The organism is Burkholderia sp. THE68 (genome assembly GCF_009938265.1).
Taxonomy (GTDB): Bacteria; Pseudomonadota; Gammaproteobacteria; order Burkholderiales; family Burkholderiaceae; genus Caballeronia.
The window spans coordinates 750,770-765,005 of the sequence record NZ_AP022319.1 but is presented as its reverse complement, the minus strand read 5'-3'; the positions used below and the strand labels follow the sequence as shown (position 1 = coordinate 765,005).

The 14,236-nt window shown below is 60.3% G+C and carries 13 protein-coding genes and 1 pseudogene; 5 read left to right on the top strand and 9 right to left on the bottom strand.

Annotated features, from left to right (window positions below; translation table 11 throughout):
• Nucleotides 1-5 precede the first annotated feature (5 nt).
• From BTHE68_RS32030 to BTHE68_RS32000, 7 genes are all read right to left on the bottom strand, one after another.
• Nucleotides 6-989, bottom strand: a complete 984-nt coding sequence (locus BTHE68_RS32030; RefSeq protein ID WP_162070289.1) for a glycosyltransferase family 2 protein — start codon at nt 987-989, stop codon at nt 6-8.
• A 191-nt stretch (nt 990-1,180) separates the two neighbouring features.
• A complete protein-coding gene (locus BTHE68_RS32025; RefSeq protein ID WP_162070288.1) occupies nt 1,181-2,002 on the bottom strand; it encodes an SDR family NAD(P)-dependent oxidoreductase in 822 nt (273 codons plus the stop codon).
• Between the two features lie 21 nt (nt 2,003-2,023).
• A complete protein-coding gene (locus BTHE68_RS32020) occupies nt 2,024-2,440 on the bottom strand; it encodes a MaoC family dehydratase (RefSeq protein WP_162070287.1) in 417 nt (138 codons plus the stop codon).
• A 15-nt stretch (nt 2,441-2,455) separates the two neighbouring features.
• Nucleotides 2,456-2,893 carry a MaoC family dehydratase N-terminal domain-containing protein gene (locus tag BTHE68_RS32015; RefSeq protein WP_162070286.1) on the bottom strand — a complete coding sequence of 146 codons (438 nt, stop codon included), beginning with the start codon at nt 2,891-2,893 and terminating at the stop codon, nt 2,456-2,458.
• Nucleotides 2,893-4,080: a lipid-transfer protein gene (locus BTHE68_RS32010; protein ID WP_162070285.1), complete on the bottom strand. Its 1,188-nt coding sequence runs from the start codon at nt 4,078-4,080 to the stop codon at nt 2,893-2,895. The genes BTHE68_RS32015 and BTHE68_RS32010 overlap by 1 nt, the downstream gene beginning before the upstream one ends.
• Before the next feature lie 35 nt (nt 4,081-4,115).
• The gene (locus tag BTHE68_RS32005) at nt 4,116-5,255 is read right to left on the bottom strand and encodes an acyl-CoA dehydrogenase family protein (RefSeq protein ID WP_162070284.1); all 1,140 of its coding nucleotides are present in this window, start codon (nt 5,253-5,255) and stop codon (nt 4,116-4,118) included.
• A 24-nt stretch (nt 5,256-5,279) separates the two neighbouring features.
• Nucleotides 5,280-7,184 carry a feruloyl-CoA synthase gene (locus tag BTHE68_RS32000; RefSeq protein WP_162070283.1) on the bottom strand — a complete coding sequence of 635 codons (1,905 nt, stop codon included), beginning with the start codon at nt 7,182-7,184 and terminating at the stop codon, nt 5,280-5,282.
• 225 nt (nt 7,185-7,409) lie between these two features.
• On the opposite strand from BTHE68_RS32000, the pseudogene BTHE68_RS31995 reads away from it, so the two are divergent.
• A pseudogene (locus BTHE68_RS31995) lies at nt 7,410-7,781 on the top strand (acyl-CoA dehydrogenase family protein); the annotation flags it as partial.
• A gap of 666 nt (nt 7,782-8,447) precedes the next feature.
• Here the strand turns inward: BTHE68_RS31995 and BTHE68_RS31990 are convergent.
• On the bottom strand, nt 8,448-8,963 hold the full coding sequence (locus BTHE68_RS31990; RefSeq protein WP_162070281.1) for a DUF4011 domain-containing protein: 516 nt from the start codon (nt 8,961-8,963) through the stop codon (nt 8,448-8,450).
• Between the two features lie 806 nt (nt 8,964-9,769).
• Nucleotides 9,770-10,093: a helix-turn-helix domain-containing protein gene (locus BTHE68_RS31985; RefSeq protein ID WP_232078321.1), complete on the bottom strand. Its 324-nt coding sequence runs from the start codon at nt 10,091-10,093 to the stop codon at nt 9,770-9,772.
• Nucleotides 10,094-10,271: 178 nt separating this feature from the next.
• On the opposite strand from BTHE68_RS31985, the gene BTHE68_RS31980 reads away from it, so the two are divergent.
• The 4 genes from BTHE68_RS31980 (at nt 10,272) to BTHE68_RS31965 (ending at nt 14,003) form a co-directional block, all read left to right on the top strand.
• Nucleotides 10,272-10,718: a hypothetical protein gene (locus tag BTHE68_RS31980; RefSeq protein WP_162070280.1), complete on the top strand. Its 447-nt coding sequence runs from the start codon at nt 10,272-10,274 to the stop codon at nt 10,716-10,718.
• Entirely contained in the window at nt 10,708-11,127 is a 420-nt protein-coding gene (locus tag BTHE68_RS31975) for a hypothetical protein (protein ID WP_232078318.1), read from the top strand. Before BTHE68_RS31980 ends, BTHE68_RS31975 begins: the two co-directional genes overlap by 11 nt.
• 634 nt (nt 11,128-11,761) lie before the next feature.
• Nucleotides 11,762-12,547: a metallophosphoesterase family protein gene (locus tag BTHE68_RS31970; RefSeq protein WP_162070279.1), complete on the top strand. Its 786-nt coding sequence runs from the start codon at nt 11,762-11,764 to the stop codon at nt 12,545-12,547.
• 358 nt (nt 12,548-12,905) lie between these two features.
• The gene (locus BTHE68_RS31965) at nt 12,906-14,003 is read left to right on the top strand and encodes a hypothetical protein (RefSeq protein WP_162070278.1); all 1,098 of its coding nucleotides are present in this window, start codon (nt 12,906-12,908) and stop codon (nt 14,001-14,003) included.
• The last annotated feature ends 233 nt before the right edge of the window (nt 14,004-14,236 follow it).

The window sequence follows — 14,236 nt, the reverse complement described above, 5'->3', positions numbered from 1 at the left end:
GCATGTTATCCACGCCCGAAATGACGGACGAAGCAGTAGAAAATCCACGGATGGATCTTGAGCATGGCCATCACAATGGACAGTTTCGGGCGATGATCCGAGTACATGCCGACCAGATGCGCGATGCGAAGCCTCTCGGCTACGCTGCACAGAATCGGTTTCGCCAGTCGGTAAGTCGGTGCCTTGATCGCTGTCTGAAACGCGATCGTCCTATAACCGTAGATGTATTTCAGTCTGAACAAAAGACGGCGGTAATTTCGTATGGGCATCGATTCCGTGCTCTTTTCCACGCGATCCATGATGGCAAAAAGATCTACGATCTTAGGATTGAAGCGTGTCGAAATGCCCGATTCCCTATACATATACGAATACAAGGTATCGGGCATGAGCCGTACGATCTCCGATTTGCCCAGCGTCTGCACCGAGACGCAGATATCTTCGTATATCAGTCCGGTCGGATGCTCAATGGCCAGGAAAATGGATCGGCGCACGAGCTTGTTGAAGCAATAGGCTTGCAGCGATAGATCGAGAATTCTCTCGACCGCCTCCAGGCCGGTGATGATCGCATCGCCCGTTTCGACGCGGTAATTGATCTTACCTTCCGGACTGATGTTCTCGGCAGCGAAGATTACGACGTCCGCATGGTGCGCGTCCGCCTCGGCAATGACCCGGCGGATGAGGTCGCGGTGAACGTGATCGTCGCTATCGACGCACAGAACGTATTCCCCGCGCGCCGCCTGCGCGGCGATCTTGCGGGTTTCGGCGAGGCCCTTGTTCTCGCGGTTCTTAATAAACTGCCACGGAATTCGGTCTTGCTGCGCGAGGATGCGCGAGGTCATTTCGCCGGATCGATCAGGACTGCTGTCGTCGACGGCGATAATCTCGAAATCAGTGGAGGTTTGCGACAGAAGCGAATCGAGGCATTCTTCGATGTACGGCTCGACTTTGTACACAGGCAACAAGACACTGATTTTCGGCGGTGCTGGCATAGATGTGAACCCCGCTCGTGATTTTCAGGAGAACGACAATTGACCATGGATTCTACTTCGTGTTCCGTCTCGATGTATTAGGGTTATGGACTATTGCAGGCATGTTTCTCGCGTGAAAAACAAAAAAAGCACGTTCGGCCAACCTCCGAACGCGCCAAAGTGGAGCAACCCAATCCCTGAATCGAGTAGTCCTATTGCAGGTTTCCCGCCACCGCGACAGTCTGCCCGGTGATGTAGTTCGATTCCGGCGAGCAGAAGAGATAGACGCCGCCCGCCGCTTCTTCCGGTGTGCCGCCACGTCCGAGCGGATTGCGCTGCGCGTGCGATTTCAGCATGTCGGCGTTCAGGCCGACGCGAATGTCCCTGCCATCGATCTTCACGGACGCCGCCGCCTCGGTGCTCACGGTCATGCGCGTATGGATCAGGCCAAATGCGACGCAATTCACGTTGACGTTGAAACGCCCCCACTCGCGCGCCAGCGCGCGCGTCATGCCGATCACGCCCGCCTTCGCCGATGAATAGTTGATCTGCCCGGCATTGCCGTTCAGCGCCGACGTCGACGAAATATTGACGATTTTCCGATAATTCTCCCGGCCCGCTTCCTTATCAGCGGCGTGCAGCGCTTTGATATGCGGATAGGCCGCGCGCAGAATGCGGAACGGCGCGGTGAGATGACAGTCGATGATCGCGTACCACTGCTCATCGGTCATTTTCTGCACGACGTCGTCCCACGTATAACCCGCGTTATTGACGATGATGTCGATGCCCTTGAACGAATTCATCGCTGTGCCGATCAGCCGGTCCGCGAAATCCGGCGCCGACACATTGCCCACACACGCCACCGCTTCCGTGCCTTGCTTGCGCAGCAGCTCCACGGTCTCCTGCGCGGCCTCGGTATCGAGATCGTTGATGACGAGCCGCGCGCCTTCACTCGCGAGCTTGAGCGCGATCGCCTGACCGATGCCGCGTCCCGAACCGGTTACCAATGCCACTTTGCCTTCGAGCTTTCCCATGATGTCTTCCCGATGAATGATTCAGAGCGCGACCACCGCGTCGCCGAGCACGCGCGGTTCGCCATATTGATTGACGGTCTGGATTTCGAGCCGCACGCGGCGCTCGCCTTCGGCTTGGAATTTCTCGGTGACCTTGCCCGTGCACGTCACGACATGTCCGAGCTGCGTAATGCCGACAAAGCGCACGCCGAGCGAGCGCAACTGCCTCTGCTCGACCCACGAGGTGAGCAGCCGCCCGAGCCACGCCATCGACAACATGCCGTGTGCGAACACGTCCGGCACGCCAGCGCGACGCGCATAGTCGGTGTCGAGATGAATGGCGTTGTGATCGCCCGACGCACCCGCGAAAAGCGCGAGCGTCGTGCGGTTCACTGCGGGAAGCGTGAGCGACGGCAAGATGTCGCCGACGCGGATCGAATCGAAACTGATGATGCTCATTCGCCTGTTCCTCGCTTATCGCTGAACGATGACGCTGCGCAGATCGGCTACGTGCTCGCCGCGCTGGTTCGTCACGCGTGTTTCGCGCACGATGAACCACAGCGCGCCGTTCTTCTTGTCGTAGATATCCGCGATGCGGCTTTCGTAACGCAGGAGATCGCCCGCATACGCCATGCGGTGATACTCGAACGACTGCTCGCCGTGCAGAATGCGCGACGAGACGATGCCGAGTTCATCGCGCCATGCCGTCGACGACTGTTCGAATTCGAGCGAGAACAGAAACGTGGGCGGCAGCGGCAGCGTGGGATGCCCCGCGTCGTGCGCGGCGGCTTCGTCGAAATAGACCGGGTTCGTCTCGCCGATCGCCTTCGCGAAGAAGCGCAGTCGCCACGCATCCGCAGTTGCAGTGAATACCGGCAACCGCATGCCGATATGCTTCTTCTCGATCGTCATCACGCGTTGCGCTTGTAGATGGTGACGACGCCCGCGCCGCCGAGCCCAAGGTTGTGTTGCAAGGCGAGTTTCGCGCCCTGAACTTGCCGATCGCCCGCCGTGCCGCGCAACTGATGCGTCAGCTCGAAGCATTGCGCGAGTCCCGTCGCGCCGAGCGGATGGCCCTTCGACAGCAGTCCGCCCGACGGATTGGTCACCCACTTGCCGCCGTAGGTGTTGTCGCCATCCATGACGAGGCGCTCGCCTTCGCCTTCCTTGCACAGGCCGAGTCCTTCGTAGGTCAGCAGCTCGTTCTGCGCGAAACAGTCATGAAGTTCGATCACGTCGATGTCATCGGGGCCGACGCCCGCCTGCTCGTACGCCTGCTGCGCCGCATTGCGCGTGATGTCGAAGCCCACGACGCGGATCATGTCGCCCGCGTCATACGTGCTCGGCAGATCGGTGGCGAGCGACTGGCCCGCGATCATCACATCGCTGCGCAAGCCGTGTTTGCGCGCGAACGCTTCGGACACGAGAATGGCCGCCGCGCCGCCGCAGGTCGGCGGACACGCCATCAGGCGCGTCAGCACGCCTTCCCACAGCACCGGCGCATTCATCACGTCTTCGGTCGACACGACATTGCGGAACACCGCGAGCGGATTGCGCGCCGCGTGCTCGCTCGCTTTCGCGCGAATGCGCGCGAACGTCTCCAGCTTGGTGCCGTATTTGCGCATGTGCGCGAGGCCCGCGCCGGCGAACTGGCGGATCGCGGTGGGAATCTCCGTGTGACCGACGAGCTTGTTGGTCAGATCGAGCGCGCGTTCGAGCGCGGGCGCGCGGTCACTCCATTTCGACGACAACGCGCCCGGCTGCATGAATTCGAAGCCCACGGCGAGCGCGCAATCGACCGCGCCGGATTCGACGGCCTGGCGCGCGAGAAAGAGCGCGGACGAACCCGTCGCGCAATTGTTGTTGACGTTGATGACCGGCACGCCCGTCATGCCGACGCGATAGATCGCTTTCTGTCCGCACGTCGAGTCGCCGTAGACATAGCCGGCATAGGCTTGCTGGATGGCCTTGAAGTCGAGGCCAGCGTCGGCGAGCGCATCGCGGATCGCGATTTCGCCCATCACGTCGTACGGCTCGCTCGCGCCCGGCTTTTTGAACGGAATCATGCCGACACCTGCGACATACACCTTGCGACTCATGTGCTTCTCCTTCAGTAATTGAAGATTCGATGGATTCACAGCTTGCGCGAGATGAGATCGCGCATGACCTCGCTCGCGCCGCCGTAGATGCGCGACACGCGGGCATCGACGAATGCGCGGGCGACCGGATACTCGAGCATGTAGCCGTAGCCGCCATGCAGTTGCACCATCTCGTCGAGCGCCTTGCCGAGCGCTTCGGTGGCGAAGAGCTTCGCAAGCGCCGATTCCTCGAGCGTCAGACGGCGGCGCATGTGCACGTCGAGGTAGTGATCGACCATCAGCCGCACGGCGATGGCCTGCGCCTTGATGTCGGCGAGCTTGAACTTGGTGTTCTGAAAGTCCCACACGGTCTGATTGAACGCGCGGCGATCCTTCACATAGTTCAGCGTATGCTCGAGGCACGTTTCGAGCCGCGCGGCTGCGCCGACCGCAATGTTCAGGCGCTCCTGCGGCAATTCGGCCATCAGATACGCGAAGCCCTTGCCTTCCTCGCCGAGCCGGTTCTCGACCGGCACGCGCACATCGTCGAAGAAGAGTTCGGCGGTGTCCTGCGCGTGCATGCCGATCTTGTCGAGCTTGCGGCCGCGCCGGAAGCCTTCGCGCGTCGTCTCGACGACGATCAGGCTCACGCCCTTCGCGCCCGCGCTCGGGTCCGTCGTGCAGACGACCACGACGAGATCCGCATTCAGCCCATTCGTGATGAAGGTCTTGCTGCCGTTGATGACGTAGTGGTCGCCGTCGCGGCGCGCGCTGGTTCGCACCGCTTTCAGATCGCTGCCGGTGCCGGGCTCGGTCATCGCGATGGCGAGAATCTGTTCACCCGTGCAGATGCCGGGCAGCCAGCGTTGCTTCTGCTCCTCGCTGCCGATGCGCGCGATATACGGCGCGACGATATCCGAATGCACCGCGAAGCCCGGCCCGCTCACGCCCGCGCGCGTCATTTCCTCATTGACGACGACCACATGGCCGAAATCGCCGCCGCCGCCGCCGTATTCGGCCGGAATCGAGACGCACAAGAGGCCCTGCTTTCCCGCCTTCAGCCAGGTTTCGCGATCCACGCGTCCGGCCTTGTCCCATTCCGCCTGATGCGGAACGCATTCGCGCTCGAAGAAACGGCGAGCAGTAGTACGAAGCATTTCGTGATCGTCCCGAAAGACGGTGCGTTCGATGTGCATGTCGAGAATCCTGGAAGGTGAGTTCTATTTCTTCGCGTGACGCGGAATGGCGCCTGTGCACGCGATGTTCGAAGCCGGATCGGCCAGATAGAGCGCGTCGATCTGATGCGCCCGGCGCGCGCGCGTGACCGCCTGATTCACGTAGCCTTTGTCGGCGATTTCGTTGGCGTCGAGCGAGGGCGGCTCGGCCAGCAACATCAGCCGCTCGATGACGAGCGTCGCGCCACGCGCCTTCTGTTGCGAAAGGCGCCGGCTCAGTTCGGCGACGACGAGCGGATGCGCGGCGAGCGCGCCGGCGTCGAGCGACGCGAGCTCGGGCGCGATGCGCTGGCACGCCGCGACGTTCGGCCAGGCGAGCGCGGTGAGAAAGTCGCGATCGTGCCCGCAGATCACCGCGTCCGTCAGAAGGGGCGCGCAGCAGTCGACGAGCGCGAGCCGCAGCGCGCCGGTGCGAACCCACGAGCCGTTCGCGAGCTTGAAGTCTTCGACGGTGCGGCCCGCGAAGATCATGCCCTGGGCCGGATCGGCGGGATCGGCCAGACGGACGGCGTCGCCGAAGCGAAAGTAGCCTTCGTCATCGAACGCGGCCGCGGTGAGTTCCGGTTGCCCGATGTAACCGCCGAACACGTTCGGGCCGCGCATGCGTATTTCATAGCGGCCGTCGCCGCCTTCGAGCGGCACGAGCTTCACTTCCGAGCCGAGCGCGGGCGTGCCGATGTTGCCGGGCGTATCCGTCGGCCAACTGCAATACGTGCCCATGCCGGACGTTTCCGTCGATGCGAGACCGGTGCAGAACGTGATCCGCGCGCCGATGGTCTTCTCCGCCACGTTCTGGATTCGCTTCCACACTTCGGCCGGCATGCTCGCGCCGCCGTAGCCGAAAAAGCTCGCCTTCGCGAAGAGGCTTTCGGCCAGTTGCGGATCGCGTTCGAGCTCGGTGGCGAGCACGGTCCATGCGGACGGCACGCTCGTGAAGATGGTCGGCGACACTTCGCGCAGATTGCGCACGGTGCGCTCGATCATGCCGGGCAGGGGGCGGCCATCGTCGATGTAATGCGTCGCGCCGAACTGGATCGCGCGGCCGAGATGCAGCACGCCGCCGAGACCGTGATGCCACGGCAGCCAGTCGAGAAATACGGGCTGCGCGTCGAGCAGCCATGCGAAGCTGTCCGAGTAATACGCGGCGACCGCGCCCAGATTGCCGTACGTGAGGCGCACGGCTTTCGGCAGCCCCGTGGAGCCGGAGGTGAAGAGCACGCGGGCGGTGTCATCGTGATCGATGGCGGCATGGGCGCGCTCGACAGCGCGCTGGCGCGTCTCGTCGAACGGGCCGTCCGTGAGCGCGTCCCATGCGAACTGACCTTGCGTTGCGCCATCGACGGCGATGACGGGCACGCCCTTCAGATTCAGCGCGCCGAGCGCCCGCGCATACGGCGCGACCGACTGCACGAACACCGCGCCGGGCGGGACCAGCTCGCAGATGGCCTTGAGGCGCGCGAAATCCTTGCTCATCAGCGCATAGGTGGGCGATACCGGCGCAGCCGGAATGCCCGCGTATTCGGCCGCAAGCAGCAACACGGCCTGCTCGATGGAATTGCCCGACAGCAGCATGAGCGGGCGCTGCGCGTTCAGTCCCATGTCCAGCAGCGCGGCCGCCACCTTCTGCACTTGCCGCCACAGTTCGCGCCAGCTCAGCGAGCGCCATGCGCCGTGCTTGTCGCGCTCGCAGAACGCGGCGCTGTCGCCGCGCTGCGCCGCCCAGCCCGGAATGAAATCCGCGAACGAGCGCTGTTCGATGCGCGGCAGCGCGCGGGCGCTGCGGAGAATCAACGTGCCGTCCGCGCGATGCTCGACGAGCGTTTGCCGCTCTGGAAACCGCACAGGACGATAAGACGGTGCCACCTTGCCGCTTGCTTCGAGCGTGCTCATTACATCTGTCTCCCGAGCATGGATGCTTTTGCCGGATGCGGCCACGAGGCCGCGCGCCGTTCCCCGGCTGTTGATTTGTCGATTCCGCCGTACGACGGCTCGCTTGCCCTTTGATGAAGGATAGGGGAGGCGCACCGGCGCGTGACCACCCGAGGCGGGTGGCGGTCCGGCGTGGCATGCCGCGTATCGTGAGTCTGTCTGGATGCGCGTCAACGAGGATGTTCAATGGACCTGCGTTATTCGAAAGAGGAACTCGCGTTTCGCGATTCCATCCGCGCATTTCTGCGTGATCGCCTTCCCGGTGATCTGCGCGACAAGGTGCTGAATCATCGCCCGCTCGAGCGCGACGATACGGTGCGCTGGCAGCGCATCCTGCATGCGCAGGGCTGGGGCGCGCCCGGCTGGCCCGAGGCGTTCGGCGGTACCGGCTGGACGGCGCTGCAACGGCTGCTGTTCGATATCGAATGCGGCCTCGCGGGGGCGCCGCGCCAGTTGCCGTTCGGCCTCAACATGATCGGCCCGGTGCTGATGAAATTCGGCAGCGCCGCGCAGCAGGCGCGCCATCTGCCGCGTATTCTCTCGGCGCAGGACTGGTGGTTACGTGCAAGTCTTTTGGCTTGCAGCAACAAGAGCAGGTGTCAGTAAATGGACATGGTCCTCATCAGGAGAACGGGAAAAAAAAGAAGTCGCTAGGCGACGATTCAGGGCAGCATTTCCGGCGTCGGCATGCCATTTCGGTTGGTTTTGACTTTGCTGTTGCTCTTACTGGGGCAAGCCGCGGAGCGGCGCGTCAGGCTCGAGTGTGGGTAACTCACAGTCCCGAAGGGCCGTCCATAGGCCAGGTTCATCGGCCTGTGGGCGGGTGAGTTATCCAGCACGGGGAAACGCAAAGGGGGAGACTCCGCCGCTTGCCGGAGAAAAGATTTGGTGTCTGATTGCTCGGTGACGGCACGAGGGGCGGGAAAAAGGTTCGGCGCCCGTCATGTTCCGCAGATAAGTCGGAGAGCGTTTATGCGTGACGGACGGCAGGCTCGACGTATCAAGCGCGGCGTTGCCTTTGCTGTTTCAATTATTGGTTGAGCGCTACGCGGCGGCTTGTCGCGCAGCTCCTCGCGACGACGGATTGGTGGGTTGAGAACAAAGGGGCAATCGTAGGCTTATTCGCTTCTTCGAGGGTTAGGGCGGGATGGGACTGTAAAGTCCTCGAAGTGACGAATTCATCGAACCTGCTTTCCGTTCGCGGATAGGGCCACCCGAGTTCTGTCACATCGATGCAGCTTTCGACGTCCCACCGCATCTGAACATGGCCAGCTTCGCCTCACGCTCAAGCTTCCGGCAATGGAGCGGCAAGTCGTCGGCGTAGAAGAGCGCGCGCATTTGGGCGCCGGACGTGGCCGTGGCTGGCAGCTTCGTATTGGCGCGTCCCAGCTCGTATGTGACAGGAATGCCGGCGCTCGGCGCGTAGTCGCGTACGTCAGGGCGCGTCAGCCGGCCGTTCTTTATTGCCCAGGCGGCGCGTTCAGGCTCGGGAACCCCCGTGAGCGTGACAGTCGCAGAGTTCGGGGCATCAACTAGTCTGCTGAATACTGCTTCCGGACTGCACTGCACGAATTGCAGTGATTTCCCAGCAGTCGGTTTGAAGCTCAGCAGCCGGTCGCGAGCGGTCAGGTCTAGCAATCGAAGGCGCAATTGCTGCAGCGCCTCTTCGATGGGAATCGAGCCCCAATTTACGCGCGAGGCGGAAGCAGGCTCGTTATTGTGTTTATTTTGGTCGTCCACTGGGCATTCCTCGTCGACATATCGTATCCCAGCCTATCGCGATTCAGCATCCGTTCCACGTCCCGTACAAAACGGTCGCGCTGTCTTTGATAACAGGAAATGAATCATCTTACCTTCGAAAATCGTCGGCGGAAATACGACTTACGCTGGAGCACCGTGGGGTAGGGCGCACGAACCGAGAACGGCTGCTGGCGGCGCACATTAGGATGCGGTCCATCGGCTCGACCACCGTCGTCCAGTGTGGGTTCGGCATATCCCGCCGATATGGCTTGTGCATGTTTTATGCAACCCCAATGTGTTCACGGAAACACATCATCAAAAGCTTGGCTCGATGCCCTGAACAGTTTGCGGGCCGCAAAGTATCAGCGTCCAGACGTTTGAGCGACTTGCGATTGTGCTCGACGTGAAGCACGGCTCGCTCCTCTGAGTGGTAGTTGCTGCTTTCCGTGAAATTCGCGTTTTGCTCAGCGGTCGGCAATGCTGGATGGTCCTGGGACGAGCCCGGCTCTTAAATCGCGAACGTTGGCGTAGATGAACCCGCACAACACAGTCAGCTTTCACCGGCGACCGTGTGCGCTGGACGAATTGCCGACCGCGGATGGCTTTCAGCAACGACAAGAGCTCCACGACCAACGACTTCTGCGTTGGTGGAGGGAGGTCGTCAAATCGAACTGGCCGTTGGGCGAGCCCGGCTATCGTCCGCATGACGATTGAGGGCCCGCAGGCACAGGCGATTTTCGGTCCGCAAGATGTCGCGCACAGCTGCGTTGCGCTGACGGTCCACGAGCATCTGCTGCCGTACGCCTTTACTTGGCTTCACTCTGTCCCGCATCGCTCTTCTTTTTCCGACCTTTTTTAAGCGGAATTGGCGCTTCGCGAGGTTCACAGAGAAGTTCCACCTCATCCACACCGAGTGCCTCGGCGAGAGAAGCGACGATATCGAGCGTAGCGCTTACCCGTTGGCGTTCAATCTGTCCAACGTACGCCCGACTTACGCCGGCGCGGCGGGACAAATCCTCCTGCGAAACGCCCGAGCGGCCGCGAAGCAATTTTAGATTCGTCGCTAGCCGCGAACGGGCAGCTCTCTGCCGAGGTGTGGTGGTGGTCTCGTCCATATCGGACGAGAGCATCCCCTATCGAAACGAGAGAATCTACCCGAATTTAAAATGGCAATTTATAAATGCACCTATTATAGTTATCATATTACAGGCATAAATTCACCGGATGGGTCGTCGGCCTTGCTGACCTCGATGCGATGACTTCCGAAAATGCCATTGCGAAGCGCCTGAGCCAAAGGAAAGGAACCACTTGGAAACCGCTCGAGTCAATTTCGTCCCACCCTCTACGCGCGCAACGCTTGCGCGTATGGGAGCACCGTTCAGAACAAAAATCGACGGGCAGATTGTGCAATTGCCGGCAACCGAGATGGCGGGTGAGATGGAGTGGCGCATCGATGTACTTCGATGGCTCGTGCGGCGGGTTTTCTTTCACCTTGTGTCCTTGCAGCCAGCCGCCCGGGAGACGCGACTGCAGACAGTTGAATGGGAACTAGTAGTCGATTTCAACTTACACGCCCTTGAGGCGCAAGGTGTCATCGAAGGTGCCACCCATTCGATACAGAGTTTGTCGGACGAAGAGGTCGCTCGGCTTAACAAAGCGCGGCGGCTTTTCGAGAGCCAGTTGACTGACGAGTGGAAAGACTTAGCGAAGCGGTACTGGAGCATCGTTCGCGAGGAAGCCGTCGATGTTTCGTGAGCTCACGGGCGATGATGACGACTGGGGCCTTCGCAACGGCCGCCTTTTGGGTGGCGAGGAATCGTGTATGCCTATTTGGCGCGCCAGGTCATTCAACGAAGTTTCCCGCTTTGAGCTCTTGCAGTGGCGAATCCTTGCGATTGACAAGGGTACGACCCACTTCGTGGGCCGTGATGCACGGAATCATCACGGCGGAGTCAGTTCGGCGATTGTCAGCTTCGACAAGCTTGAGAAGCGAGGCATGACGATTTCAGCCCTTGTGTATCAGTTCGTTGGCGCGCCTGGTTTCGCCGGGGTCGCCGAACACGTGTGGTCCAACTGGTGCTTGCCGAACAAAGTGAGGAACTACCGCGACGTCACATGTGAAGCGTCGAATTTCGGAGGACACGCAGAGAGACGGTGGACATGAATCACTCCAGCCGGTTTCGGTTGAGCGAGTCCTTTCTTCGAGATGCGAGCAACATCGAGCTTTCGGAGCATACTCGGCTGCGGTGCGCCTTTGAGTCCGTCTATCTCATCTGTTGTGAAATCGCAGATTCGCTATCCACGAAGCGCGAGACCAGAGGTCCGCCACGCCTTGAGATACTCGTTGTTGCATTGGTCGCCCTAAAGGTCAGTCCGAGCGATATCGCTGCCGCGCGACGATTATTCAAATGGGTCGCCTGTTCATCCTGTTTCGTACCGGACTCATTGCGGGCGAGCGCGCTCGAGGACGTCGCCCGCAGGTTGGCAAAACACGCGGAAGCGCACCTGGCAAGGTAGTAAGCATCTGTTGCATAACGTGCCCGCGGCCATATCTGGTTCCCATGGGGAGATAGTCCGTGCTCTCGATAAGGTCCTCGACGCTGAATACAACCGCGACATATCGCAGCAGGTGCATATCTGCGACGTCGAGCAATGTTGTGACCGACAATCGTGAAGGGTTCGAGCCGCGGAAGGAAGCACTCAGGATTCTTGAACTCCGCTGTGAGGCATACAGCCCGCCGCGTGCGATTTCCATGCTCGGCCGGCCGCGCGTTTGATTCTCGTTTTGGAGGAAGACCTTGCGCTTTCAAATAGCCTCCGACCTGCACTTGGAGATGCTGCATCGGTTCCCCGGATACCGTGTCGTCGAACCCGTGCATGATGCGGATGCCCTCATTCTCGCCGGAGATATTCACAGCCATACACACGCCATCAACGCATTTTCGGATTGGCCGGTTCCTGTGCTCTATGTCCACGGCAATCACGAAGCCTATGGCGCTCACTACTACGGCGTAACCGCCGAAATCGCGCGTCTCGCGGAAGAGACTGGAATTCAGTACCTTGAACGAGCCGCCTTTGAATTGCCGGGTGTGCGTATTCTCGGCACGTGTCTTTGGACCGACTACGCCCTTGACGGCCGGACCGCGTGGGCAATGCGCGAGGCGCAGCGATGCATCCGCGACCACAGCGTGATTCGAGTCAGCGAGGGCGGCTATTTCACGCCGGAAATTGCTCGGACTGAGCACGTGAAATCAAGGGTGTGGTTGCAACAGCAACTCGAGGTGCCCTTCGATGGTAGAACCGTTGTTGTAACGCACCACGGGCCGCATCGCGGCTCGGTACATCGCAGGCATGACGGAGACATACTCAACGCCGCTTTTGTCTCGGACCTGACGCCCCTGGTCGAGCGAGCTGACTTGTGGTGCCATGGACATGTACACGACAGTTTCGAGTATCACATCGGTCGATGCAGAGTGATTGCAAATCCGCGAGGGTATGCGCGAAATCGTCTGAGTGCCGAAGGGCCAAATGAGTTGGTCTGGGAGAATCCCGCATTCAACCCGACATTGGTCGTCGACGTCTAGCTGCGAGCTCACTTCAATTCGACAAAGCTCTTGCGTGTGCGTCAAACCGACCGTGCCAACCGAACGTTGATGTCAGTTGCTGACCTGCCCCCGCTTCTCAATGTCATGCCCGTCTACGTCATCCGAAGACTGCTGCACAACCCTATCTTTCGACCAGTAATTGTCGTTCGTGGACGGAGGTACATCCAGCGAACGAAAGCTTTGAACCACTACCAAAAACGTAGGCGGATTGCACGCCTGCGGAAACTCGGGCGGGTTTCTCGCGACGCAGGGGCATGCCAGTGAACTACCGAGCGTCTCGCGAAACAGATGGCGAACAACGCGGGCGACGTCGTCGTCACTCCTATCCCGAAAATCCATGAAAGTCTCCGAACTCCTGTTACGCCTTGCAGACGCTGACCCGAACGCAGTCGTTCTGCTGCTTCCCGGCTACGCCGACTATACCGACGCAGAAGAACTTGCCGATGTCGGCTTGATTGTCGAGCCGTGGATATGTGAGCGACAACACTCGCAAGACGGGAGCACCATGTGTATTCACGCTCCAGCCAGTCATGGCCATAGTTGCGGCTGGAACGTCGCAACTGATGAGAGCTGGACGGAGCGCGTCGTCATCCTGTCGCCGCAGCCCATAAAATCTGAGGGATGGTCTCAAGAAGGGCTCGGGGTGATGTCCGATGCGTCATCCCTTCATGACCAGCTTTGCGAACAGGCGCTGTGGGCTCGACGCAAAATGCTGTCAGACGGAACGCTGCTCCCAGAAGATGTGTTCCGTGCACGACTCCGGGTCGGCGAGAAGCAGTTTCGAGAGTTACTCGAAGCTGGCAGCATATTTGGAATGAAAGTCGATGGCCACGTCTACTATCCCAGAGAGCTCGCCGACCCACGGCACAATCACACGCGTCTAGAAGAGGTCTGCAGAATCATTGTTCCAGCGGGCGATGCACGCTTAGATTTCCTGAAATCGAGACGCGCTAGTCTTGGTGAACGCAGCCCTGTCGAAATGCTCAATGCTGATGCAGATTACGCGCGACTCCTGTGGGTAGCGCAGGCTTGGGCAACGGAGTTTTCGCGGACCATCGTCAAGCTGTTTGACGGCACACACGAGAAGGAACCGTCGAACGTAGACCCGCTCTACACTTGCATGGCGGAGATTGACCCACGAAAGGCAATTTGGGAGCGTGCTTCGGCTGCGCTGCACATGCACGGGTACCAATGGCCTCTTGGTCCTTATCCCGACGCCCGGCACTTCACAGCGTTCGTTGGACATCGAAATGCTGATGACACTGAGCCGCGACCGGATGCTTGCGTGCAGATAGTCGTTGACGGTGAGCTCATCCGTATCCGCGTCATATTTAAAGAGGGAATAGAGCGGTACTCAGAAGCCCTTCCGGTCGGTAGGTTCGGAAGCGTGGTCGACGTCGCAAAGAAAATCGTTACCCACCTTCTAAGAAGATAAACCATTTGGTGAACAAGAATGGGAGCAATTGATAGGAAGGAAGACAAAGCCGCCGCTGTCCGAGCGGGCCCGGGCGCGACCGGTCTTTGCTGCTGCAGCTGCGGAAGCGAGTCGCGTTCGCGCGTGGCGTTAGCTAAAAATGAACTTGTGTCGATAAGACACGGAATGTGGCGAAGTCGGTGACGGTGGAGCAATCAGCGCAAGCTTCGATTCTGGTTATGGCAAACGGAAAT

Excerpts from the sequence above, each read along its gene's own strand:
- BTHE68_RS32030 (WP_162070289.1), bottom strand. The coding sequence starts at position 989 with ATGCCAGCACCGCCGAAAATCAGTGTCTTGTTGCCTGTGTACAAAGTC.
- BTHE68_RS32025 (WP_162070288.1), bottom strand. The coding sequence starts at position 2,002 with ATGGGAAAGCTCGAAGGCAAAGTGGCATTGGTAACCGGTTCGGGACGC.
- BTHE68_RS32020 (WP_162070287.1), bottom strand. The coding sequence starts at position 2,440 with ATGAGCATCATCAGTTTCGATTCGATCCGCGTCGGCGACATCTTGCCG.
- BTHE68_RS32015 (WP_162070286.1), bottom strand. The coding sequence starts at position 2,893 with ATGACGATCGAGAAGAAGCATATCGGCATGCGGTTGCCGGTATTCACT.
- BTHE68_RS32010 (WP_162070285.1), bottom strand. The coding sequence starts at position 4,080 with ATGAGTCGCAAGGTGTATGTCGCAGGTGTCGGCATGATTCCGTTCAAA.
- BTHE68_RS32005 (WP_162070284.1), bottom strand. The coding sequence starts at position 5,255 with ATGCACATCGAACGCACCGTCTTTCGGGACGATCACGAAATGCTTCGT.
- BTHE68_RS32000 (WP_162070283.1), bottom strand. The coding sequence starts at position 7,184 with ATGAGCACGCTCGAAGCAAGCGGCAAGGTGGCACCGTCTTATCGTCCT.
- BTHE68_RS31985 (WP_232078321.1), bottom strand. The coding sequence starts at position 10,093 with ATGCTCTCGTCCGATATGGACGAGACCACCACCACACCTCGGCAGAGA.
- BTHE68_RS31975 (WP_232078318.1), top strand. The coding sequence starts at position 10,708 with ATGTTTCGTGAGCTCACGGGCGATGATGACGACTGGGGCCTTCGCAAC.
- BTHE68_RS31965 (WP_162070278.1), top strand. The coding sequence starts at position 12,906 with ATGAAAGTCTCCGAACTCCTGTTACGCCTTGCAGACGCTGACCCGAAC.